We start from the raw sequence: 24,814 nt of genomic DNA on the forward strand, positions 1-24,814 counted from the left end.
ATAGTTGCTCTAAAATTACATTATTCATTGTTAGTCCTCCTTTGAAGGGTTTTTATCTTCTTGGTCGTAGATAATTCTACAACCCTTCAAGGGGGATTTCAATGACACAATTTAGTTTACACTACCCGAAAAAGGTCACTGTCAATACTTTTTGAGATAAAAAATATTATTTATTAATAATTTAAATCATAGTAAGCTTGTGTGGATTGATTTGGTAGTCTCATAAAATAGAGAGTTTAATTTATATTTACTTATAAGTAATGGTATTTATAAAATTAAAGTTCTGAAATCTTATCTATATAATTTTCACCGCAATATACTCTTAAAAGCTTTTCAGCTTTGGTGTGTATATCAAAGTTTTTTGATAAAATTTCTGAATTAAGAGTGCCCATTTTATCTCTTAGTTCTTTATTTTTGGATAGATGGACAATCTTTTCTATAAATTCTTCTTTACTATTACAAATATAACCCATTTTATCGTTTATGATAATTTCGGGTACAGCACCTACCTTTGATGCAACAATTGGCAATCCTGCATTCATTGCTTCAAGTATTACATTTGGAAAACTCTCAGAACGTGAAGTTAATACAGAGATATCACTTTTTAAAAGGTATTGATATACATCCTTTGTTTCGCCAACAAGTTCTATATCATTATGAACATTTATTTTTACTTTATTTGCATCTATTCCTACAGCGTAGGCTTTGATTTCTATTGTTTTTCTAAGTTCTGTAAAAATGTCGTTAAAAATATCAAACCCTTTAATGGGATTCTCATTTCCTATATAACACAAATACAGTGCATCTTTTTTTATTTTGTTTGAGATGTTTTTGGTTCTTATATGGTTATAAATTAAATTTATTTTAGAACTTTTTATAAATCTACTCTTTAAAACATTTACGCACCCTAAGGAATTGCATGTAAAGGAGTCAATAATAGGGTTAATATAGTAGAAAAGGTTATTTGGCTTACTTAGTACCCCTCTATTTATAAAGAGTTTGTTCTTTTTTAAATTTAATAATGTTAGCCAAAAACCAAGTTTATGGCCACCGTTATGATAAGTGTGAATGATATCGATATGTTCTTTTTTTAGTACATTCAATAAACCAAGAGCAGCTAGAATTTTATATTTAAAATCAGCGTGGTAAATATTCTTACAAAACCCTGAAACTATATTATTAATTTCAGCATTTTTTTTGCTTATTAAATAGATATCTAAACCACAATTGTACAGTGATTCGATGTTATAGCTTAATTGACGAATTCATCCTGAGGAATATTTATTAGAATCCGTAATAAACAAAATTTTATTTAATTCTTTTTGTTTCTTAAACTTTTTAAAGAAGATTGTAGCTGTTATTTTGTTTGAGTAGATGTTAAGCTTTTGACTCAACCACTTTATATTATCTTTATCATTAACCCCTATACGGTTTATGTAAAAAGGATTGGTTCCATAAGAATTAGGAAATCTTTCAAGGGTAAAACTTCCTTTATATCCCGAATCTTTTAATGCCTGCATAGAAACTTTGTCAAAATGCCCCCAAGGCCAACAAAAAAAGTCAATAGGTTTGTTTAGAATATTTTCCAGATACTCTTTACTTTCTTTGAATTCTTTGAGGCAAAAATGGTATCTTTCATCTGTATTTCTTTTTTTAAATATAACTTTTCCATTTTCTTCAATAGGCCAAAACCCATCATATGCATATGCAGAACCTTTATCAAAGTATTTTGTTCCCTGTTTTACCTCGTTGTATATTCCATAAATTCCCCAATGAAATTTTTCAGGATAATTACCAATTAATTTCATAGATTTAAAACACATTTGATGGTTAACGGAATGGCTATATACTTCATGTCCAAAATCATGTACTGCTGAGTAAATTTCATTTTTATTCATAAATTGTGTTTTATCTGAATTTTTTAGTACATTTATAAATGAAGTTTTAGCATCTAAAATTTCAGGCAAATTTTTATTTGGAAATTGAGCCCTTTTTTCCCCATCCCCTATAAAGTTTGTAATCGCAAAGAAAATACCACTGAAATTATATTTATTAAGCAAAGGGATTGCATACACCCAGTTATCTAGGGAACAGTCATCAAATGTGATTACAACAGGCTTTTTAGGTAATTTAACGTTATTTGACATAAAATTGTATAACAGTTCTGCTGAGATGGTTTCAAAACCATTGTTTTGAAGATACTCAAGGTGCTCTGTAAATCTTTCAGGGGTTATCCCCCCTGCATAAGAAACTTTATGGTAGCATAAAACAGGTACACTTTTAAACACCTATAACCTCTTGTAAAAAATTATTAAAATCATCTTTTATTTCATCAAAACTGAAATCATGTAAACATGGAATATTATCACCATATTTACATTTATTGCTTTTACAAGGTTGACATTCAAGGTTTTTTCTAACCCATCTATATTCATTGGAAGGAAAAATCCAACCTTCACTTGAAGCGCCAAGTATAACAAAAGATGGCTTGTTTAATGCTACTGCCATATGAAAAGGGGATGAGTCATTGCCAGAGTGAAATCTTGATAAACTTAATATTGCCACAAATTCTGATAATGAAAAAGCGTTGGTAAAAAAAACACTGTTGTATAGTTTGTGTTTTTTAATTTTATCTAAATAACTATCTTCATTAGGTCCATATGAAAAAATTATTTTAAAACCAGTTTTCATATGAATATATTCTGCCAGTTTAATATAATTATCCAAAGTCCATCTTCTGGTATCCCCTTTGTGAGTGGGAGAAATAACTACAAAGTCTTCAATATTGTTGTTTTTTAGATATTGCTTTACTTTTTCGATTTCTTTTTCACCTGGATATATTACCGGCCTAATATTATACTCATTAATACCTAAAGATTTGAGTAAAGAGCATTTTATTTCTGTTGCAGTCCCTTTAAGTGGTTCGATAAGCTTGTTATAGGCAAGTTTTCTTTTTGTATATGAATAAGTAACTCTATACTTGGCTTTTGATAAAAGAGATATCCACATAGTGCGGGGATTATTCTGAAAATCCAGAATGTAGTCATATTTTTCTTTTCTTATATCTTTAATTAGCTTTAAAGTTTGTAAAGGATTTTTATCTCTTTTAATACTCAATATTTTATCAATATTTTTATCATATTTAAGTATTGCATTACACATTGGAGTAGTTAAAAAATGAATTTCTGAATCTGGATATTTTCTCTTAATTTCTCTTGGTATTTGTGTTGTCAGTACGACATCTCCAATTTGGTACAACTGAATTATAAGAGTTTTCATGCAAGTTCCTTTATAACATTTAAATAATTATTAAATATATCTTTATCAGAGAATAAAGTACTATTTTTATTAATATGTTCCTTTTTAATGCACATTGCTTTTTTTAGGTAAATAGAAAGTTCTTTACCACTTAATTCTTCCACAGTTATTAAATAACCATTTTTTCCTTCATTAACAAAGTCCTGAGCTCCATTGTTTGTTGTAGTAATAACTGGAGTGCCAGCAGCTAAAGATTCTAATACAACATTTGCACATGTGTCATAAAATGTAGGCAAGCAAAAAACACTTAAAACATTGTAAAACTCATTCATATCTTTAATCTTACCTAAAAAATGAACTCTATTTTCTATTTTAAGTTGCTTGGCTTTTTCTATATATTTTTTAGGATTTCTATTACCTGCAATTAATAATTCTACATTATCAGGCAAATATTTAATAGCTTCTATTAAATAAATCAAACCCTTTAACTCGAAATTTGAGGCAGCAAAACCAACATAAATTTTATCTTTTGATAGACTATATTTTTCATAAAAAGAATTAGAGATATCATGCATTAACTTAAAAATATTTTTATTTACGCTATTCGGAATAATTTTATAATTCAAATTTGTTAAATTATACCTATTTAAAAATTCTTTTTTTGCCATATTTGATTGAAAAACAACTAACTTTAAATTAGGATTATTTCTATACATTTTTTTCTCAATAAATACAGTAATATAATTTACAGGTGAAAAAAGTCTTTTCAGCATCTTTTTAAACTTACTATAACCTCTATACCCTTTTAAAGAGTTCATTAAAAAATCCAAATGAGATCCACTCCCAGCTCTAATTACATGACAGTAGTTAACTTTTGTAAGAGCTATGTTCAAAGAATTTTCACTATATTTTGCAATCTTTGATGCTTTTAAATAATAACTTAAGGTCTTCAAAAACCTACCTGGTCTCCATAAACCTAATTCAATGATATTTTTATTCTTGATATCAGTTTTATTTTCACCACATACCACTTTGACTTCATACCCTTTTTCTACCAAAAACTGATAGAATCTATAACAAAAGCTCTCTACACCACCATACCTTGAAAAAGCCCTTATAAAAAGAATAATTTTTTTCCCCATTTAATATCCTTTAAAACCAACCAATTATTCATTTAAAGCATCAATATAGTTTTTATTTGAGTTTAATGAATATAATATTCCTATCAGAAAGCAAAAAAGCATTAATACTTCCGAGTCGCCAAAATTATTTTCTGTTAACCCATCAAGCATGTAGGCAATTGTTATACCTAATCCTGCCAATTTAGTAAATTGGTCATCAGAATTGTAAAATCTATATAATAACATACCTAATATTGCCATTAGTATTAATAAAGCGGGTACCCCATAATAAACGGCCAATGTTAAGTATGAGTTATGGGAGTGAGCCTTTGAGCTCACCGGCACGTCTATATATTGATCAAAATATTTTTTTATATTGTTGCCTATTCCAAAAATAGGGTTATCCCTAATTATTTCAAGAGAGCTTTTCCATAATACAACTCTGGTGCCAAATGAAGTATTTGAGACGTTGTACGAATTATTAAAGAAATCATTGAATCGATTTTTTAAATTAGTATTAGTAAATATCAGGCTGGTGAAAATTAATATTATAATTAAAGAAAATATTATGCCTTTTGATTTATATTTTAGTACAAGTATTACCAATAAAGTGATTGTTGTAAAAAGTATCGGGCCTCTTGAAAGAGTTAATATTAAAGAAGTAAAATATAGTATAAATAGTAATATGTAAGAATACAATTCTATTTTTGTCGTATATGTTTTAGTTATTAGTATGACAAAAACTAAAATAACTATTAATGAAATGGTATTACCATATGTTAGTGCGTGAGTAAAAAAGCCATCTGCTCTATGGGTTATTTTATTTATTATTTCATATATCGCATAGCATGAGGATAAAAAAGCTCCGAACATTAAGAATTTAAAAGTATTAAAAGGCTTAAGTTTTTTTTCTTCAAAGAAATACCATGTCACAAAAAATATCAGGTAGTGCCACCAGCTAAAAGATTTTTTTATTAGTTTACTTATACTACTAAAATTTTCATAGTTTACAAATTTTGATAATGTTGTCCATGCAACAAATAATATGAATAATATAACAATTTTATCTGAAAAGATATTTTTATTCCCTTTGATAATATCCTTTATAAAAAATAACAAAAGAATCCCAAATGCTATTTGTGTTGCACTTATTGATATAAAATGCGACAAACTAAAAATGTACATAAAATATTCAACCATTTTTATGCTCCCAAGCCTTTATGTATTTTAATGCTTCATAAAAACTACCCAAAATAGCTATAACAATTCCTCTGTAACCCTCAAAAATTCCGCCTTTTAAAAAGTACATTTTTATAAACTTTAAAGGGGGCTTAGTCAATAAATTTAGCAGTATACTTAGATTACTCAGTTTACTTTTTTCTTTTCCTAAAATTGTTGTGTACTTATTCATTTTATTAATGTGGTCTTCAATATTTTTATATGAATAGTGATAAAGGTCACAATTTTTAGGAATGTAAAATATTTTTTCTCCGCAGACTAATGATTCATGCACCGATTTATCATCCCAAAAGCAGACATTTTTGTCATAAATCCTTATTTTATAATCAGGATACCAACCGCTGTTTTTAATGAATTTGCCAAGATAAAATGTTCGCCTTGGGATAGCAACAGCGGAATAACCCTGGGAGAAAATATCATCTACATGCTCTAACAGATATTTTTTTAGCTCTACCGAAACTTCTTCATCAGCATCAATTGAAAATATGATATCATTTTTTGCTAAATTAGAGGCAAAATTTTTTTGCTGTCCATACCCTTCAAACTTATTAATATACACCTTATCAGTATATTTTTTGGCTATTTCTATTGTCTTATCAGTGCTTTCGGAGTCAACTACGATAATTTCATCAACAAAATCCAAAGATTTAAGGCATCTGTCTAAATTGTCTTCTTCATTAAAAGTTATAATTGTTGCCGAAAGTTTCACTTATTAATTCCTAAAAATTCTATATATTGTCCACAAACATTTAATTGCTCAAATTTTTTAATGTGTTCATCTTTTATTTCAGGATAATTTCTTAATGCTTGCTTCATTTTCTCAGCCAATGCATCTACATCTCTTGTAGGAACTAAAAAATTGGCAAGTTCACCAGTCAAAATTTCACTTGGTCCACTATCACAATTTGTACTAACTACAGGCGTTTTCAATATCAAAGCTTCAATCAAAACTCTTGGCAATCCTTCGAAGTCTGAACTTAAAACCAAAAGTTTTGCATTTTTAATTAAAGGGTAGGGATTAGTGACCATAGGATGCAAAATTACTTTACCATTTAATTGTAATTCATCAATCAACTTTTCCAAATATTGTTGACCACTGCCTTCACCTAAAAGTATTAATTTCTCTTTTAAATTTGCTTTTTCATATGCCTTTAATAAAATATCTTGTCTTTTGTGTTTAATATCAAACCTACCAACATGTATAATGTGGTCATCAACAGGAAGATTAAAATGCTCTTCAGACTTATTTAAAATATAGTCAGTATCAAAAGGATTATATATTGTTATGATACTCTCTGATTTTATACCAATATTTTTTACCAAATCATTATAAACTCCCTTTGATACACATATTATATTCTTACCCTTATAAGTATTAGCTAAATACTTCCTTTTAATATTTTTCAAAAATAAGCTATCGTTTCTATCTATTCTTTTTTTTGTAAATGAATTTCTAATTATATAGGAGATATTGTATTTCTTATCTAATTGATTAAGAATTTTTTCCCAACTTTTTGATGTTTGCGCTGTTAATATTGCATCATATTTACTTATTTCAAAAAAATTATTCAACTTATTCTTTAAAATAATATGTCTTAAAGGATGTTTTTTGTATTTATCAAGTTGCAATTTAATAATATTAAAATCACATTGCTTATCCCATTCAACTTTACTGCCATAAGCAAGGACTAAGTCAACTAAATAACCTAATTTAACGAACCCGTTTAAAAGAGTTAGCGTTGAAACCTCTGCTCCACCAATTCCAAAATTTCCCATTAAATATGCAATTTTTTTCATTTTATCCCATAATTCTTTTGTAAATTTTTTTATAATTAAAGGTCATTTTTTCAAAACTAAATTCTTTTACTGAATAAATTAAATTATTTTTATTAAATTTACTATCTAAAGAGTACAAAAAAAGTTCTGCTATTTTTGAACTATTTTTAACCTCAGCAAGGTATCCATTTACTCCATCTTTTACAATCTCAGGTATCCCACCGACTTTTGTAGCAACCACTGGTATTCCAAAGCTTAAAGCGTCTATAATAGATGTACAAAGCCCTTCCTCTTTTGATGTCATAGCAAAAACATCCATACATTTCAAGCAGGAATATACATCGTCTCTAAAACCGGTAAAAATAATATTGCTAAAACATGGTAAAGTTTTTGCGAAATCAACTACTTCATTAAAGAGTGGCCCGTCACCAACTAACAAAAGTTTAATTTTTTTATTTTCTTCGTAAGCTTTATCAAAAGCTTTTATCAGTGTTTTATGATCCTTATGATCGGCAAAATTTGCAATACAGCCAATAACAAAATATCCTTCCAATATTTTTTTTAAATCTTCCGGACAGTTATAATCATCTGGGTTTTTAAACTCAACACCACTATAAATAACTTCAATTTTACTGTTATCAACACCGTCATTTATTAATATATTTTTTACTGCTTCTGATATGGCAATAACTTTATCAACATATTTATTTGTATACTTGATTGCACTAAAAATATTTTTCTTTATCGAGAAATCAACTCGCCTTGTATGCAGCAGCTTAAAATCTTTTCCGAGCATTTTTATAATAACAAGAGGCGTTAACGAATGAGCATCATGTGAATGTACGATATCAGGTTTTATTTTATTAATAATTTTCGTTAGATTTAAAATACTGAGAGGATTAACTTCCCCTTTAAAATCAAAAGGTAAGATATTTTTATCAAACTTGTTAATCAACTCCCCTTTACTGTTGGCGACCAAGTAACTTTCAAAACCATTTTCCAAAAGCCCTTTGTGAAGCAGTAAAGCCTGCCTTTGCCCGCCTCTCCACTCTTTGCCTGTGTCAACATGCAAAATTTTCATCGACTATCCATTTTTAAATTGCATATCGTATAATGTTTTGTATGTAGAGGAAATAGATATCAAGTCTTTATGTTTACCTGTAGCTTCTATTTTTCCATTTTTTAAAACAACAATCATGTCAGCATTTAAAATAGTAGATAACCTATGAGCAATAACAAAACTTGTTCTTCCTTTCATTAGATTCTCTAATGCCTTTTGAACAATTTTTTCTGACTCAGTATCAAGAGCACTGGTAGCCTCATCAAGTATTAATATGGGTGGATTTTTGAGCAAGGCTCTAGCAATAGTTATCCTTTGCCTTTGTCCCCCGGAAAGTCTTACTCCTCTTTCTCCAATAAAAGTATTGTAACCGTAAGGCAAGTCTAATATAAAATCATGGGCATATGCTGCTTTTGCAGCCATTATAATATCTTCCTCTAAAACATTGTCTAATCCATACGCTATGTTATTTTTTATGCTATCGTTGAAAAGAAATGGTTCTTGGGAAACAATACCTATATTTCTCCGAAGGGAATGAATTTTAAAGTTTCTTATGTCCGTGCCTCCAATACATATGGAGCCATCTGTAATATCGTAAAATCTCGGTAATAGATTTACCAATGTGCTTTTACCTGCTCCGCTAGAGCCGACAAGTGCAACAGTAGTTCCAGGCTTTAAATTTAAATTAATTTCTTTTAGTATAAAATCTTCATCGTCTTCATATTTAAAATAAACATTTTTAAAAGTGATTTCCTTGCCTTGAGCTTTACACTCCAAATAACCGTCTTTTTCTAAGATCTCGTTATTTATATCCATAAGTCCAAAGACCCTTTCAGCTGCACCAATTGCAGCTTGTACTTTACTGTTGGCCCTATTTAACCTTTTAAATGGTTCATACATGAGTGCTAGAGCCGCAAGAAAAGAAAAAAATGTGCCTGGTGTAGTGCTACCGTTTAGGACTTGTTGTCCTCCATAATATACAATAAATGCGATCCCTAATGCTCCAAAAAACTCTAGTAGTGGTGAGCTTATTTCATCATAAATGATCATTTTAATTTGATCATTTACAAATTTATCATTAACTTTTTTAAACTTTTCTTTTTCTTTTTCTTCGTTTGTAAATGCTTTAACGACTTTTATGCCACTGAATATCTCTTGTAACAGGCTTGAAATATCCCCCATTTTTTCTTGACCGCGTTTGCTGTATTTTTTAACTTTCTTGCCCAGGTAAACTATTGGGTATATTAGTAGTGGGACAACAAATAGTGCAATTGAGCCCAGTATGAGTTCTTGATTGAGCACAACGCCAGCTAATACAATAATAGTTATGCTTTCTCTAAACAGTGAAATTGCAGAGGGGATAGCATCCTGAATAACATAAATGTCATTTGTAATTCTTGACATCAGCATCCCTGTTGAGTTTTTCGAGAAGAATTTCATTGGTAAAATAATTATTTTTTCTAAGAGCTCATTTCTAATTGTTTGTATGACTTTTTGGCCAGTTTTTCTTAATAAAAAGTTTTGGAAAAATCTTGAGATACCTTTTAAAGTATATAATAAAATTATAATCAATGGAATAATAGAAAGTTTTTCTTTGTCTTGATTAATAAAGATTCCATCAAGAGCAGGTTTTATTATATAGGCAGTTGCACCAGTTGTGCCGGCGACAACTAAAGAAAAAATAATTGAGAGGATTAAATTAATTTTATGTGGTCTAAAATATCCCCATATACGTTTCAGTTTATCCAATTTCCCACCTTTAAAAATTCTATTTTAAAATATCAAAACATAATGTATTTGTAAACTATGAAAGGGCTTTATATACATATACCTTTTTGTAAAAGCAAGTGTAAATATTGCGGTTTTTTTTCAAAAAGTGAATATGATGATGATTTGATAGAAAAATATCTTAATCAGGTTATAAATCTAATTGATAAATTTGATGATTTTGAATTTCATACAATGTATGTCGGCGGAGGTACACCGTCAGTTATTCCTTATAAAATTCTTGATAATTTTTTCTCTAAACTTTTCAAAAAAATTTCTCCCGAAAGAATAGCTGAATTTACTGTTGAGGCGAACCCTGAAAGTTTGAGTGAAGATTTTTTATACGTCTTAAAAAATTATAATGTATCAAGGGTAAGTCTTGGTTTGCAGAGTATGGATGACAGGGTCTTAAAATATCTGGGAAGGATTCATTCTCGGGAGCAATCAGTTATAGCGGTTAAAAATGTCAGAAAGATTTTGACAGATGCTGCTCTTAACCTTGATTTTATGTACGATATTCCAAAAGTTGATGAAAGTACAATTTTAAAATCTTTGAAGGATATTGTTAAGCTTAATCCTGAGCATATTTCAGCATATTCATACAGTTTTGACACAGATTTTTTGTCAGAAAAATATGAGGTGCAAAAGACCTCATATTTGAAGGTCAAACATTTTCTTGAAAGGAATAATTTTAAAAAGTATGAAATTTCTAATTTTGCAAAAAATGGATTTGAAAGTGTTCACAATAAAATCTACTGGACAATGCAGGAATATTTGGGGGTTGGTGCAGCGGCCAGCTCTATGATTCTTTATAATGGCAAAAGAGTGAGGTTTTCATTTGCGAAAAATATTTTTTCTTTCATTAATACCCCTTATATAACCGATTTTGAAATTGTTTTGGACTGGGGTGAGCTTTTGAAGGAGGATTTAATATTTGGTCTTAGGATGCTTGATGGGGTTAACATTAAAAAAGTTACTGATAGATATGCTGACAAGGTTGAAAATTTTTTAGAAAAATGCGATAAACTTTTTCAGGAAAATTTTTTACAAATTAAAGGTGAAAATTTATGTTTGACAGAAAAAGGGGAGCTATTTTTGGATTATGTGCAACAGTTTTTATGGGAGCTTTGATATATTCTGGAATTTCCCTGAATACTGCATACGCTGGATGCGCAGGAGACTGCATGACCTGCCATCAGAAACTTGTTGGGTCAAAGGAGCATAATTCGCTAACTGCATGTATAAAATGCCATGACCCGGCAAAAAATATTTCCATTGTCACCCAAAGTGGGGAAGGGTGTGGTAACAATTGCTTTGATTGCCATAATCAGTGGCCAAAGGATGGCTATCATGCTGACCTTGATACCTGCAAAAATTGTCACAAGGGATAGCTTTAAACATTTGAATGAAACTTAATAGAATTTACAGAAAACAGCTTATAAAGTCAGACATAAATAATGTATGGAAATATTTTTCCTCACCGGTTAATCTTCCTGAAATAACACCAGGTTGGCTAAATTTTAAAATTATTTCCGGTGTGCCTGAAAAAATGTATGAAGGGCTTGTTATTGAATACAGGGTTTCCCCTTTTCTTAATATGAAAGTAAAATGGATTACAGAAATAACTTATGTAAAGGAACCATATTTTTTTGTTGATGAGCAGCGATTTGGCCCATACAGATTTTGGCACCACAAACATTTTTTTGAGGAAACTAATGACGGCAATGTTTTGATGACTGACGAAGTCCATTATATTGCACCTTTAAATTTTTTGACAGGCGCGGTAATATCAAAAAAATTAAATGATATATTTAATTACAGACATAATAAGATTGAAGAAATTTTTAACAGGGAGAGGTTATGAATCTTAAGGTGATTATTCTTGCTGCAGGCAAAGGGACAAGGATGAAATCTGAAAAGCCCAAGGTCCTTTTTGATGTGGCTGGCAAGCCAATGATTGATTATGTTATTGATGCATCAAATAAGCTAAATCCTGATGAAATAATAGTAGTAGTAGGTAACAAAAGTGAGCTCGTGACAGAACATTTGGGCGGCAAAAATGTTAGCTTTGTCCACCAGACTGAGCAGAAAGGCACGGGGCATGCAGTAATGTGCGCAAGCCAAAGTTTAAAAGGGTTTAACGGCAAGGTGTTAATTTTGTGTGGTGATATGCCTTTGATAAGGCATGAAACCTTGGCTAAATTTATTGAATTTGCTAAGAAAAGTAAGCTTAGTTTTATTTCTGTAAAGGTAAGAAAACCTGAAGGTTATGGTAGGGTAGTAAGAGGTGCTGATAAGGCCGTCTTGAAAATTGTGGAAGAAAAAGATGCAAATGAAGCTGAAAAGAAGATAAATGAAATAAATACGGGGATATATCTGGCAGACTCAGACATTTTACTTGAAAGGCTTGATAAGATTGACAATAAAAATGCCCAGGGCGAATATTATCTTACTGATATTGTCAATGAAGGGGCGGATGTTTTTCTGGCAGAGGATGAAAAAGAGTTTATTGGAATAAACGATAAATTCCAACTGTCTGTTGCATCCAAGGAAGTCTGGGAAAGGCGGGCAATATGGCATATGAAAAATGGAGTGGAAATTCTTGATTTTGAAAATTGCTATATAGATGAGGACGTTGAAATTGGGCCTGATACGGTTATTTATCCAAATGTTTATATTTCAGGAAGTACCAAAATAGGAAAAATGTGCAAAATATATGCTGGATGCCGCATAGTTGACAGTATTGTTGAAGATGAAGTGGAGCTAAAGGACAACAGTTATATAACAGAATCTTTTGTGGGGAAAAATTCATCGGTTGGGCCGATGGCACAGCTCAGGCCCGGCACAAAGCTACTTGGAGATAACAAAATCGGTAATTTTGTGGAAACGAAAAAGGCAATTATAGGTAAAAAATCCAAGGCAAGCCATTTGACATATCTTGGGGACTGTGAGATTGGTGAAAATGTCAATATCGGTTGCGGTACGATTACTTGCAATTATGATGGGATTTCCAAACATAAGACGATTATTGGGGATAATGTGTTTGTGGGAAGTGACGTGCAGTTTGTTGCTCCTGTAAAAATTGGCTCAAATTCGCTCATTGGGGCAGGCTCTACAATAACTAAGGATGTTCCTGAAGGAGCACTTGCCATCACAAGGGGTGAGCAAAGAAATATAGAAGGCTGGGTAAAAAGGTGGAAAGAGAAAAAAATGAAGTTCAGAGGTGAGTGATGTGTGGAATCGTAGCTTATATAGGTAGTAAAAATGCAACAGATATTTTGATCGAAGGATTGACAAGGCTTGAATACAGGGGATATGACTCGGCGGGCATTGCTGTTATAATAAATAACAAAATTGAAGTTTTCAGAAGTGTTGGCAAACTGCTTAATCTGAAAAATATTATTTCAGAAAAAAAACCTGTCTCAAATATAGGGATAGGGCATACAAGATGGGCAACTCACGGTAAACCTTCCTATGAAAATGCTCATCCCCATTCTTCATTTGGTATATCACTCGTCCACAACGGAATTATAGAAAATTACCTTGATATAAAGAGGAATTTGGCTGATAAAGGGTATAAATTTGAATCTGAAACGGATACAGAAGTAATAGCTCACCTTATTCATTCAAATTACAAAGATGACATATTTGAAGCTGTAAAGGTGTCTGTCAAACAAATTAAAGGCTCATTTGCTTTGGCAGTAATTTCGGTCAATGAGCCGGATAAAATTATTTTAGCAAGACATGATAGCCCATTGGTTATAGGCATTTCTGACGGGGAAAATTTTGCAGCAAGTGATATTCCTGCACTTATCAGTTACACAAACAAATTTATCTTTCTTGAAGAGAATGACATAGCAGTACTTACAAAAGATTCAGTTACATGCTTCGATTTTGAGGGGAAAAAGACTGATAGAGAAATCAAAATTGTTGATATTAACCCGGTGATGGCTGAAAAGGCTGGTTACCGACACTTTATGCAAAAAGAGATTTATGAGCAGCCGAGGGCGATAATTGATACAATTAGAGGAAAATATTCTTTGGAAGAAGGGATGGTATTGTTGCCAGAGCTTCAAAATATAAGTATTGAAAACTTTAAAAGATTTAATATTGTTGCTTGCGGCACAAGCTGGCATGCAGGTCTTATTGGTAAATTTTATATTGAAAAATATGCCAAAATACCTGTGGAGGTTGATATAGCTTCAGAATATAGGTACAGAGATAATATAATTGACAAAAATACTCTTTTTATAGCAATAAGCCAGTCTGGCGAGACTGCAGATACAATTGCAGCTTTAAGAATTGCAAAAAAGAAGGGTGCATCCATATTGTCCATATGCAACGTAATAGGTTCTACTATCACAAGAGAATCAGATGCAACTTTTTATACGCATGCAGGTCCTGAAATCGGTGTAGCATCTACAAAAGCATTTACTACACAGGTTGTTGCACTTTTTATGCTTGCCATTTATTTTGGACAGAGAAAAGGGGATTTAAGCTGTGAAAAAGTAAAAGAAATGTTGTCAGAGCTTCTTAAATTGCCTGAATTAATTGAACATGTTTTAAAATTAGATGAAAAAATTGAAAATATTGCAAGGAACTTTAAAGACTTTTCAAGCTTTTTGTATCTGGGCAGGAATGTCAACTACCCTGTAGCCCTTGAAGGTGCTCTCAAATTAAAGGAAATTAGCTATATTCACGCAGAGGGTTATCCTGCAGGGGAGATGAAACATGGCCCGATTGCACTCATTGACAAAAATATGCCTGTTTTTGTGATTGCCACTGACTCGAAGGTATATGACAAGGTGCTTGCCAATATACAGGAAGTAAAGGCAAGAGACGGTATTGTAATTGCAACTGTTACAGAAGGTAATAATGAAGTAGAAAAGTTTACAGAATTTTGTATAAAATTGCCCGAAATATCAGAAGAATTATCTGTATTTTTAAACTCTATCGTTGTTCAGCTTCTTGCCTATCATATTGCAGCAGAGCTTGGGCTTGATGTTGACCAGCCAAGAAATCTTGCCAAAAGTGTTACTGTGGAATAAAAAAAGGCCTTTTAAAGGCCTTTTTTATAATTTAGGAAGATTTTCCATAGATTTTTTTATAGCATCTTCAGGATATTCAAAGTCTTCAAGTTTACCGTCAAGATAAGCGTCATAGCTTGCCATATCAAAAAAACCATGCCCGCTGAGGCATAAAAGTAGAGTTTTTTCTTTGCCTTCTTCTTTGCATTTCAATGCTTCTTTTACTGTGGCAGCAATTGCATGAGAAGACTCAGGAGCCGGAACAATACCTTCGGTTTGTGCAAAAAGCATTCCATATTTGAAAACCTCTGACTGTACTACACTTTCAGCGCTAATAAGTCCGTCTTTGTATAGTTTGCTTACAATTGGCGAATCTCCGTGATAGCGAAGTCCGCCAGCGTGAATAGCCGGTGGTTCAAAATCATGCCCTAAGGTAAACATTTTCATAATAGGAGTGAGTTTTGCAACGTCACCGTAGTCGTAGGCAAATTCACCTTTTGTAAGGGTAGGGCAGCTTGCAGGCTCCACAGCCACACAGTCTACATTTTTATCCCCTTTTATTTTATCTCTTACAAATGGGAAAGCAATACCACCAAAGTTTGAGCCTCCACCACAGGATGCAAAAACTTTATCTGGATATTCGTTAACTTTTTCCAATTGTTTTTTTGCTTCAAGTCCTATAACTGTCTGGTGTAAAAGGACATGATTTAAAACGCTCCCCAGAGCGTAGTTTGTGTCATTTCTGCCGGCTGCTTCCTCAACAGCCTCGCTGATTGCAATGCCGAGACTTCCGTTTGAATTTGGGTTCTTTTCAAGAATAGCGCGCCCTGAGTTGGTCATATTGGAAGGGCTCGGTATTACTTCGGCACCAAACATATGCATAAATGACTTTCTGTATGGTTTTTGGTGAAAACTTACTTTTACCATGTAAACACGGCAACTCATATCAAACATTTTACAGGCAACAGACAGTGCGCTCCCCCATTGGCCGGCACCTGTTTCAGTAGTAAGTCTGTTAATTCCTGAAATTTTATTGTAATAAGCCTGAGCAACCGCTGTGTTTGGTTTGTGGCTTCCTGCCGGGGACACACCTTCATACTTGAAATATATTTTTGCTGGTGTACCCAATGCCTCTTCGAGCCTCTTTGCTCTAATTAATGGGGTTGGTCTCCAGATTGAGAGTATATCAAGTACTTTTTCAGGAATATCTATCCACCTTTCTGAAGACATCTCCTGCTCGATTAATGCAGGCGGGAAAATTGCTTTCAGTTCGTCAAGAGTTACGGGCTTACCCGTAAAAGGGCTGATAGGTGGCTCCATCGGTGTGGGCAAGTCAGCCAGAATATTATACCACTGCGTAGGCATTTCTTTTGTGTCAAGATATATTTTGTGCATCTCATCCTCCTAAAATGATTAAAAAATATTTAACATATTCTGTGTATAAATCAATAAAATAATAGCCTTACCTTTGTTTATGCGTAAATCTGCAGATTGCCAATTTTTGAAATGGCAGTTTTGAATATGTCAAATCGTTTGAAATCTTCTTCTTCAAGCTTTTGCCATTTGAGAGATATTCCTGGGAGGTTAATTTGATTAATAAAATCTGATATATCTTTGGCTGTTTTTATTGTGCCATCTATTTTACCTTCGTTTTGTGTGAGAAATATTATTACATCTTTGAGCTCAGAAAAATGTGCTTTTATAAAAAAATGATTTGATTTTGCGCCCTTTTTATAAATAATTTCACCATCTTTTATGCCATACCTTTCAGAAGTAAATATGTAAAAAAAAGCCTGGTTTAATATGGTTGAGACCTGAAGTCTTGTAATTGCATCAATACCCTGAGAATCACTGGACTTAAAAAATAATCCTTTGAGATCGTCTTTTATGTCTTCATTTTTCAGCAATTTTGATTCAAATTCAATTCCAAAATTTTTGATTAATTTCTTTATCTCCTTATCCGTCAAATCTTTTAAATCAGTTAAATCTGACCTTGAGAGAATATTTTTTATGAGATTTTTATCAAAATTTACCAGAAATTTTTTGAGCAGATTAATACTATCAGTTTCATTTTTTTCAAGTTTTATTTCGAGAAAGGGCTCTGTGGAAAAAACTATTCCTGTATATTTTGATAGTGTGGGTTGAGTCTTGAAAACGGCGTTTAGCAATTTTCCTTTAATATTTATCAGATATAATTCATTTGATATTGCTTTTAGGATATTTATACTGACTCTGTCGCCTACCCTTAAATTTAAATCTTTATTGCTTATGTTTATTGATAGATTGTTAATATTACTGACAGTATTCATTTTCTAATTTTTATAACCAGGTTGACTTCGGTGACCGATATACCAAGCTCCTTTGCAATTTCAACCTGTGAAATACCTTTATTGTACATTTCAATTATTTTATCTTTTAAAGATTTTTCGTTTTCATTAGAATGAGCAAATGAAGTATATTTATTAAGTTTTTCGTCCACAAGTACACTTAAATCTTCTAAAAGTGCCTCTTTTCTTGAAATTTCAGCGTCAAGTTTTTCGGATACCCTTTCACTTTCAATGATAAGCTCCTTGAGATTTTCAATTATAAGGGGCAATTCCTGAAGATTGTTTTTGTAAATAAAACTTTTTAAAGTATTTATTTTTGAAATCAGATAAAAAGATATCAGGAAATTGATTCCTATAAGCAAGAATGTAAGTATTAGAAATAGTGAAAGGTTCATCTAACTTTTGGAACCCTTGATTATCTCTCTTTCTTTTTCAAATATAAATCTTATTATTTCTTCTCTCAAATCTTTGTCTATATTTTCATAATTTGCGCCGTATATAAAGCCTTTTGACGTTTTGATTATACTGACAATTTTGCAAAGTACCGAAATTCTGATTCTGTGGTATGATTCGGCTATATCACTCTCGACATAAATGAGGTCTTCCTCTTCAAATATCTCTTTTGAAAAAAAACTTAAACCCCCACCGCTTATGTCAATCGCATTTACAGTAGTAAGTTCAGCTATGATTTCATTGTTTTTCAGTAGTTCCAGAATATTGTCAATTTTGTTGTTCATTTCAAGCAAAAACTTTAAAATAAGTTGATTGTTTAATGGCTCACTTGGGATAATACTTTTAACTTTTTTGGCCAGAGAACTTTTTGACTCAGATACATTATTTTCAATGAGGGTGATATATTTTCTTTTTTCACCTTTTTCTACTTTTTTGATTTTGAAAATCCCTTTGTAATCTATGCGGTTAAATTCACGTTCAGAGTCAGCATCTAACTTTCTCAAATCTCTCAAGATGATCATGTCATTTCCTACTTCTACGCTGCCAGCTTCAAATACGTTTGTTTGATTATTATTAGAAAATGTTATCCAGATTTTTGAGTATTCTCCATCAATATCTTTCGTTTTGATATTGACAACAATTTCCTGCTCCCCTTTTTTCAATATGTTTCCGTAATATGTCCTGATATCATTATCATAGAGTGCTCTTAATTTTGCAACAATCATTTTCCTATCCTTTGAAATCTATTATTTTACCCTGTTCTTCTTCAATAAATTTCTTTCTTTTAAAAGTTTTTTCTTTATTTCTATTCTTCTTTTTTTGTTTGAATTCTCTTTCTTTTTCCTTTTCACCAATAAGTTTGGACTGTGTGTTTTCTGCTTTAAGCACAATTTCTTTTTCTTTTTGTAATTTTGTTCCTACTTCGCCGGACAATACCTGCTGCTTATTAAATACGTTTTTATCCATGACATCCTGTACCTTTTCAACAAGGCTTATTTTACCAATAATATGCTGAATGTCGTTTGGACCTACCCCATTACTACTCCTTTATGTAAACAATTCCACCGCCAAAATTATGCATTTTAAAACTGTCAGTAATTTTGTTTAAAGTTTCAGAGTGACCTAAAAACAGAAAACCATCTTTAGCAAGGGTTTTATAAAACATATCAATAACTTTTTGTTTTGCGGGTATATCAAAATAAATAAGCACATTTCTGCAAAATATGGCATCTGCCATTCCAACCCTTGAGGACGCCATCCTGTCAATAAGATTTGCCTTATAAAATGTTACCATATTTTTTATCTCAGGAGACAGTTTGTAGATAAAACCATCTTTTTCAAAATATTTGTTTATTATAGTCGGTGGGACACCTCTGAAAGAAACTGTGCGATATTCCCCCTTTTGTGCTGTTTCAAGCACTTCCGTGTTTATATCTGAGGCAAAAATATCTACCCTTGCTTTTGAAAGTATACCTGATTCTTTTAGCAAGATTGCTATGGAATATGGCTCTTCACCTGTTGAACAGGCCGCAGACCAGATTTTTATGTTTCTTTTCCCTTTTGAAATCATTTCAGGGATAACTTTATTTACAAGATAGTCCATTTGAGGTCTTTCTCTGAGAAAATAAGTCTCGTTGATTGTCACAAGGTTAAGCAGGGTAATCATTTCCTGCATCTTTTTTACATCGTATTTTAGGTAATATATATAATCTTTGAAGGAATTAAAGTTTAATTCCTGTATCCTTCTTGAAAGACGATTTTCCAGTAGATATTTTTTGGTAGCACTGAAAGTAATGCCTGAATGTTTGTAGATGATGTCTGCAAGTTCTGCAAATTCATCATCTTTCAGTTTTATTGTCCCGGCATTTATCATATATCACCAACCAGACTTATTAGCTTTTCCTTTACATATCTGTTTGATTCTTTATCAAGTGCTGACTTAAAAATATCCCTGACAGATTCAATTGGCTCGCCTTCGAGAATCTCAGTTGCTTTGAATCTCACAACCCAGCTTTTATCCTTTAATATCAACTCTTTTGAAGATGTGACAGCCATTTTTTTATTAATCATAAAAAGTGAATTTAATGCCTCTTTTCTCAAATCTTCATTCTCTTCATCAAGGGCCTGATATAGAAAATCACTTACATCGATACCTATATTTCCAAGTGCTTCTATAATGGCGGCCTTGATTCTGGTAGATGAGCCAGGATAAATATGCATCAATTTGTCTGCACAATTTATGTCTTTGCAAATACTACCGAGGGCTTTTATTGCAAAAAAAGACACCATTTCATCTTTGTCCTGGCAAAATTCCATTATTTTATCAATTTTGCCTACTGCATTTATTCGTGATAGTGAGGCGGCTGCAGCTTCACGCACTACTTCAGAATTATCTTTAAGAAGAGCAATAAGCAAGTCTGCGACATCGGGTTTGTTGAAAAGGGAAAGCGATTTGACCATTACAGCCCTGACACTTTCGTTAGATTCTTTTGAAATGGAATTTTTGAGAAATTGGTATGATTTGTCATCATTTATAAGGGAAAGTGCCTTTGCAGCTATTTTCCTTATACGCTCATCTTTGCTTTCAAGTAAATCTTTTAGTTTATCAGAATCGCTTTCATCACTCAAAAGTGAGATTGATGCGGCAGCTGCTTCGGCAACATCGATAAACTCACTTTTCAGAAAATCGTATATTTTTTCTTTCAAAGAATAAATCCCAAGCCATCCTGCCACAAGTATTGCAGCCTTTTGTACATTGGCAACTTCAAAGTTCATAAATTGAGGAATTAGCTCCTCAATATCATATTCGTGTACTTTTCCAAGAGTGATAATGGCGTATTCCAGAAGTACAGGGTCTTCTGACTTGAGGGCGTCGAATAACTTTTCTTTATATTCTTCACAATAGTTTTGAGAGATAAAATCAGAAACCTCATCTGCAATTTCCGGATCAAAAAAGGCTTCAATCAGCTCATCAGCGGTGTATGATGAGTAATCTTTTTGAATTGTAAATTGCGGCAAAAGGTTTGTTATTTCCAAAACCTGAATAACGCTTTCTTTTAGATTTAAAAGTATCAGGGGTACATTGTCCTTGCTTAAAGTTTTTTTGAAAGCAATAAGCTGCGCAATATTTTTACTCTGTATGTAAAAACAATTTTTAAGGTCAAGAAAAACCTTTTTAACAGGCTTTGTCTCATTATAAATTTTTATCAATGATTCGAAGTCATTAGTATCAGGTTCCTGGACCATAAATATTTTTAGATGGTCAGATACCTTTTTATATGAGATATTCATAACTTACCCCAGTGCAGCTGACTCACTGTCATGAATTTTAAATACTTTATCAAGTCCGGTAAATGCAAACATATCTCTGATATCCTTAGACATTTCACATAAAGCAAGCTCTTTTTTATCCCTTCTGCTTTGCTTAAGAAGGTCAATAATTTCTCTAAGACCGGAGCTGTTCATATATACAACACCCTTAAATGACAATGCAGCAAAATTTTTGGTTTTGAATATTTCAAGGACTTTGTTTTTAAGCTCAAGCCCTGTTTGAGCGTTGATTTCCCCCTTGAGATAAACTACGGTTTTGCCGTTCTTTTCTTGAATATCAATCATCTAATCCTCCTTTTTTATAACAAAAATAGTAATATCGTCATCAAAAGGCCTACCTTCGGTGAACTCTTTCAAATCCTTCATTATATTATCAATTATATCACAACATTTGAAATTTTGAAACATTATTATTTTTGAAATGAGCCTATCATACCCGTAAAGCTCGCCGGATTTATTCATAGCTTCCACAAGGCCGTCGGTGTACATGAAAAGTATATCCCCTTTGTCAATTTCAATGTTTCCTTCTTCATATTCCACATCTTCAAAAGTACCCAAAAATAGTCCTGATGCGGTAAGCTTTTTGACTGTCATTTCGCTTTTGTCAAAAAATAAAAGAGGATTATGCCCTGCACTTGCGAAGTTGCACTTTGAGTCATTCGAGTTCATCACAAGATAAAACATTGTGACGAAATCTGTAGTATAAATATTGTCACATAGTATTTCATTTACCATAGCCAGAGCCTCGGAGGAAGAAATTACATCGTATGTGTATGACCTCATTATAGCCCTCGTGATTGCCATTATTACCGCTGCCGGTATTCCGTGTCCCGATACATCTGCCACAGTAAAACCATAATACCCGTTACTCATTTTTATACAGTCGTAATAATCACCACCAGCCTGTTCAGCAGGAGTATAAAAAGCGCCAAAATCAAATCCTTCAATTTCAGGCAATTTGTCAGGTAACAGGCTGCTTTGAATTTCACCTACCTGTCTTAGCTCATCATCTATTACTTTTTGAGCTTCTTGCAATTTGGCATTCATTTTAAGTAAATCCTCATTTAAAAGCTTCATTTGATGCTGCTTTTCTTTCAAGTCATTTTGTTGCTTTTTTATCTCATCAAGCAGATAAACCTCTTTGGTGGTGTCCCTTACACTTTCAACTACATAATCTTCAAATAGGTTAAAGCTGAGGGTAAGGTTTTTGTCACTGATTTTTCTGGATGATTTGAGCAGTTTTTTATCTTTAAACGGGCACTCACTGCACTGATTTTCATAACCGTAAATTTTATAACATTTGTCAATATTTTTTTCTTTGTAGTTTGTAAGCGTTTTTACTTTGTAATTACTTGTGATGATATTCAGGTTGCTGTCTATGACCATTATCCCTTCTTCCGTACTGTTAAGTATTTTTTCCAAAAAAGTTCTTTTATTTTCCGTTTCTCGTTTTTGAAGATTCAACATTACATTTTTTGCTTTCAACTCTTTTAAATGATGATTTAATTTGTCTATCATTTTTTTGCTGTCTGTGATGTCTGTCAAGACTTCTACAAAATTGCCTGATGAAGTTTTGTTAAAACTTGCCGAATAAATTTTCCTGAATCCTCTGTGGGTTAATACGTCATGGGTAATAAGGGTAGGGATTTTATTTTCAATCATCATTTGTAACTGACAACCTTTGCAGGGTTCACTGTGTCCAAAAAGAGCGGAGTAACATTTTTTGTTGATTAACTTTTCAGGCGATTTGCCGGTCAGGCCTTTAGCTGAGTAGTTTACATATTGAATCTTGTAATCCTTATCAACTTCTATGACTATATTTTCTATAAAATTTAAAATTTCTCTGCAGCTATCCATAAACCTACCTTAAGTTGAAATATATTATTATCGAAACTGCTATTATAATAACAGAAACAATGGCTAATTTTACTGAAATCCCGTAAGTATTTTTTATCTGGGCATTCTTGTAATCTTCAATCAATTTATGGGTATTTTTTATTTCTTCTATATTTTCAAACAAATCCTCTTTATATTTCAAAACATCCTCTTCGGCTTCATATTCTGCCAATGCGCCCAGGTAAAGGATGCAATTTTTGAGAGTATCAAAAAGCGTTTCTTTTATTTGAGAAATTTCAGGAGGAAGCTGCAGTGAAGATATTTTTATAAGCTCAGGTAGCAATGAGTATTGTAATTTTTTGATTTTATCTCTGTCTTCCACTAAAATGTTGTTGATGTCAGTTATATTTTCAAGACTTTTTAGTATATGTTCAATCTTTTTCAAGGTTTTCGCCGAATAGACCGGGATATGCTCCAATTTTGCATAAACGTTTTTTATTTCACTTTTGTGAGATTCAAGGTAATTTTTCATTAGAATAAAACCGCTTGGGATCTTCACCTTTTTTCTCTTGATTTTTGTATCTTTTTTTTCAGATTTTGCCTTGATGATTTCAACTGTTTCTATGATTTCAGAAGGGGTGAAAATAAAATGATTTTTTCCATCCAAAATATCAAGTTCATCTTCATTGACACCACCGTTTGTAAAAAAGAAAAGCTTCGTGAGGTTTTCTTCATTCATTATTCTTAAAACTTCAATCGGTACTTCTTTCGAGATGTCGGAACCGGAGTTGGTAATCTCTATCCAGACAAGTGCCTTGTCAGATTCACTTCTTTTTGAAATCCAGAGCTCTATCCTCCTTTTTTCCGGCAGTTCTTTTATGTTTTTATGAAAAATAAAATTGAAGTCATCCATTATTGATGCTGCATATTCATAAAAATCCGAAATAGGGATATTGTAAAATTTTTCAAAATTTAAAGTTTCACTTGAGCTCATAAATTTCTACCCGTCTGTTTTCAGGATTACCTTCAAAACCGTTGTCTTTTTTGGGATAAAATTCCCCGAAACCGACAATTTTCAAATTCTCCTCATTCAAGGATTTGGCTTTTATAAGGTAATTTTTTACCTCTTTTGCCCTCAAGATGGAAAGTTCATAATTTGTTCTGTACATATTGTTTGGCCTGACAGGGAGGCTGTCAGCGTTACCGTAAAGAAAGTAAGTTTTATTGTCATTGAAATTAATATTGTCCAAATTTGAATAGTTTCCTGTGTATTTTCCTGTTTCAAATTTTACTTCTGCCACATATTCAAGTTTCTTACCATCAATCAGGTTTTTGAAATTATTATAGTCATAGTAGGGGGCAGCCTTGTTGTCATATTTTAGTAAGTCTGAGTTGTTTTTGTTGTTTTCATCCTTAAGACTCACGGATGTATCTTTTAATTTCATATTGAGATTGTCTTGATAGTTTGAATCATTTTCCAATTTATTTAAATTTATCTTGTTTATTTCAAGAATTTTCCATCCATTGAGTGCAAGATTCTCTTTTGCATCCTCTTCAGAAAGAGCCCATATGTGAAAAGTTGTTTTTACCCCTTTGGGTGCTTTTTCCGCCAAAATTTCA

The 24,814-nt window shown here is 32.1% G+C and carries 25 protein-coding genes; 5 read left to right on the forward strand and 20 right to left on the reverse strand.

The window, feature by feature from the left end; genetic code table 11:
• Positions 1-275 precede the first annotated feature (275 nt).
• The 9 genes from ACTCAF_RS04710 to ACTCAF_RS04750 all read right to left on the reverse strand — a co-directional run bounded on the left by ACTCAF_RS04710 (position 276) and on the right by ACTCAF_RS04750 (position 10,203).
• Positions 276-1,103 carry a glycosyltransferase family 4 protein gene (locus tag ACTCAF_RS04710; protein ID WP_463062141.1) on the reverse strand — a complete coding sequence of 276 codons (828 nt, stop codon included), beginning with the start codon at positions 1,101-1,103 and terminating at the stop codon, positions 276-278.
• Positions 1,104-1,265: 162 nt separating this feature from the next.
• On the reverse strand, positions 1,266-2,288 hold the full coding sequence (locus ACTCAF_RS04715; protein ID WP_242820151.1) for a polysaccharide deacetylase family protein: 1,023 nt from the start codon (positions 2,286-2,288) through the stop codon (positions 1,266-1,268).
• Positions 2,281-3,279, reverse strand: coding sequence for a glycosyltransferase family 9 protein (locus ACTCAF_RS04720; RefSeq protein WP_242820152.1), 999 nt, complete (start codon positions 3,277-3,279; stop codon positions 2,281-2,283). The genes ACTCAF_RS04715 and ACTCAF_RS04720 overlap by 8 nt, the downstream gene beginning before the upstream one ends.
• A complete protein-coding gene (locus ACTCAF_RS04725) occupies positions 3,276-4,400 on the reverse strand; it encodes a glycosyltransferase family 4 protein (protein ID WP_463062142.1) in 1,125 nt (374 codons plus the stop codon). Before ACTCAF_RS04725 ends, ACTCAF_RS04720 begins: the two co-directional genes overlap by 4 nt.
• A gap of 24 nt (positions 4,401-4,424) precedes the next feature.
• Positions 4,425-5,579: an O-antigen ligase family protein gene (locus ACTCAF_RS04730; RefSeq protein ID WP_242820154.1), complete on the reverse strand. Its 1,155-nt coding sequence runs from the start codon at positions 5,577-5,579 to the stop codon at positions 4,425-4,427.
• The gene (locus ACTCAF_RS04735) at positions 5,572-6,327 is read right to left on the reverse strand and encodes a glycosyltransferase family 2 protein (protein WP_463062143.1); all 756 of its coding nucleotides are present in this window, start codon (positions 6,325-6,327) and stop codon (positions 5,572-5,574) included. Before ACTCAF_RS04735 ends, ACTCAF_RS04730 begins: the two co-directional genes overlap by 8 nt.
• Positions 6,324-7,415, reverse strand: a complete 1,092-nt coding sequence (locus tag ACTCAF_RS04740; protein ID WP_242820156.1) for a glycosyltransferase — start codon at positions 7,413-7,415, stop codon at positions 6,324-6,326. Before ACTCAF_RS04740 ends, ACTCAF_RS04735 begins: the two co-directional genes overlap by 4 nt.
• Before the next feature lies 1 nt (position 7,416).
• Positions 7,417-8,475, reverse strand: coding sequence for a glycosyltransferase (locus ACTCAF_RS04745; RefSeq protein ID WP_463062144.1), 1,059 nt, complete (start codon positions 8,473-8,475; stop codon positions 7,417-7,419).
• A 3-nt stretch (positions 8,476-8,478) separates the two neighbouring features.
• Positions 8,479-10,203: an ABC transporter ATP-binding protein gene (locus ACTCAF_RS04750; RefSeq protein WP_463062145.1), complete on the reverse strand. Its 1,725-nt coding sequence runs from the start codon at positions 10,201-10,203 to the stop codon at positions 8,479-8,481.
• 57 nt (positions 10,204-10,260) lie between these two features.
• On the opposite strand from ACTCAF_RS04750, the gene hemW reads away from it, so the two are divergent.
• From hemW to glmS, 5 genes are read left to right on the forward strand one after another with little or no spacing between them, the layout of a single operon-like run.
• Positions 10,261-11,352, forward strand: coding sequence for a radical SAM family heme chaperone HemW (gene hemW / locus ACTCAF_RS04755; RefSeq protein ID WP_463062146.1), 1,092 nt, complete (start codon positions 10,261-10,263; stop codon positions 11,350-11,352).
• Positions 11,340-11,612, forward strand: a complete 273-nt coding sequence (locus tag ACTCAF_RS04760; protein WP_463062147.1) for a hypothetical protein — start codon at positions 11,340-11,342, stop codon at positions 11,610-11,612. Before hemW ends, ACTCAF_RS04760 begins: the two co-directional genes overlap by 13 nt.
• 14 nt (positions 11,613-11,626) lie before the next feature.
• Complete coding sequence (locus tag ACTCAF_RS04765) at positions 11,627-12,085, forward strand: SRPBCC family protein (protein WP_463062148.1); 459 nt, start codon at positions 11,627-11,629, stop codon at positions 12,083-12,085.
• On the forward strand, positions 12,082-13,452 hold the full coding sequence (gene glmU / locus ACTCAF_RS04770; protein WP_463062149.1) for a bifunctional UDP-N-acetylglucosamine diphosphorylase/glucosamine-1-phosphate N-acetyltransferase GlmU: 1,371 nt from the start codon (positions 12,082-12,084) through the stop codon (positions 13,450-13,452). Before ACTCAF_RS04765 ends, glmU begins: the two co-directional genes overlap by 4 nt.
• Entirely contained in the window at positions 13,452-15,269 is a 1,818-nt protein-coding gene (gene glmS / locus ACTCAF_RS04775; protein ID WP_463062185.1) for a glutamine--fructose-6-phosphate transaminase (isomerizing), read from the forward strand. The genes glmU and glmS overlap by 1 nt, the downstream gene beginning before the upstream one ends.
• A gap of 24 nt (positions 15,270-15,293) precedes the next feature.
• Here glmS and ACTCAF_RS04780 read toward each other — a convergent pair whose 3' ends face one another.
• The 11 genes from ACTCAF_RS04780 to ACTCAF_RS04830 form a co-directional block, all read right to left on the reverse strand.
• Positions 15,294-16,643: a TrpB-like pyridoxal phosphate-dependent enzyme gene (locus ACTCAF_RS04780; protein WP_463062150.1), complete on the reverse strand. Its 1,350-nt coding sequence runs from the start codon at positions 16,641-16,643 to the stop codon at positions 15,294-15,296.
• A 77-nt stretch (positions 16,644-16,720) separates the two neighbouring features.
• Positions 16,721-17,557 carry a hypothetical protein gene (locus ACTCAF_RS04785; RefSeq protein ID WP_463062151.1) on the reverse strand — a complete coding sequence of 279 codons (837 nt, stop codon included), beginning with the start codon at positions 17,555-17,557 and terminating at the stop codon, positions 16,721-16,723.
• Positions 17,554-17,970 (reverse strand): DUF6115 domain-containing protein, encoded by a 417-nt coding sequence (locus ACTCAF_RS04790; RefSeq protein ID WP_463062152.1) that lies wholly within the window; start codon positions 17,968-17,970, stop codon positions 17,554-17,556. The genes ACTCAF_RS04785 and ACTCAF_RS04790 overlap by 4 nt, the downstream gene beginning before the upstream one ends.
• The gene (locus ACTCAF_RS04795) at positions 17,971-18,753 is read right to left on the reverse strand and encodes a PilZ domain-containing protein (RefSeq protein WP_463062153.1); all 783 of its coding nucleotides are present in this window, start codon (positions 18,751-18,753) and stop codon (positions 17,971-17,973) included.
• A gap of 4 nt (positions 18,754-18,757) precedes the next feature.
• Positions 18,758-18,994, reverse strand: a complete 237-nt coding sequence (locus ACTCAF_RS04800; RefSeq protein ID WP_463062154.1) for a hypothetical protein — start codon at positions 18,992-18,994, stop codon at positions 18,758-18,760.
• A 73-nt stretch (positions 18,995-19,067) separates the two neighbouring features.
• Positions 19,068-19,901: a CheR family methyltransferase gene (locus ACTCAF_RS04805; RefSeq protein WP_463062155.1), complete on the reverse strand. Its 834-nt coding sequence runs from the start codon at positions 19,899-19,901 to the stop codon at positions 19,068-19,070.
• On the reverse strand, positions 19,898-21,319 hold the full coding sequence (locus tag ACTCAF_RS04810) for a HEAT repeat domain-containing protein (RefSeq protein ID WP_463062156.1): 1,422 nt from the start codon (positions 21,317-21,319) through the stop codon (positions 19,898-19,900). The genes ACTCAF_RS04805 and ACTCAF_RS04810 overlap by 4 nt, the downstream gene beginning before the upstream one ends.
• 3 nt (positions 21,320-21,322) lie before the next feature.
• Positions 21,323-21,643: an STAS domain-containing protein gene (locus ACTCAF_RS04815; protein WP_463062157.1), complete on the reverse strand. Its 321-nt coding sequence runs from the start codon at positions 21,641-21,643 to the stop codon at positions 21,323-21,325.
• Positions 21,644-23,215: a SpoIIE family protein phosphatase gene (locus ACTCAF_RS04820; protein WP_463062158.1), complete on the reverse strand. Its 1,572-nt coding sequence runs from the start codon at positions 23,213-23,215 to the stop codon at positions 21,644-21,646.
• 4 nt (positions 23,216-23,219) lie between these two features.
• Positions 23,220-24,188 (reverse strand): hypothetical protein, encoded by a 969-nt coding sequence (locus tag ACTCAF_RS04825; RefSeq protein WP_463062159.1) that lies wholly within the window; start codon positions 24,186-24,188, stop codon positions 23,220-23,222.
• Positions 24,175-24,807 (reverse strand): OmpA family protein, encoded by a 633-nt coding sequence (locus tag ACTCAF_RS04830; protein ID WP_463062160.1) that lies wholly within the window; start codon positions 24,805-24,807, stop codon positions 24,175-24,177. Before ACTCAF_RS04830 ends, ACTCAF_RS04825 begins: the two co-directional genes overlap by 14 nt.
• Positions 24,808-24,814 lie beyond the last annotated feature (7 nt).

The organism is Deferrivibrio sp. (genome assembly GCF_055117995.1).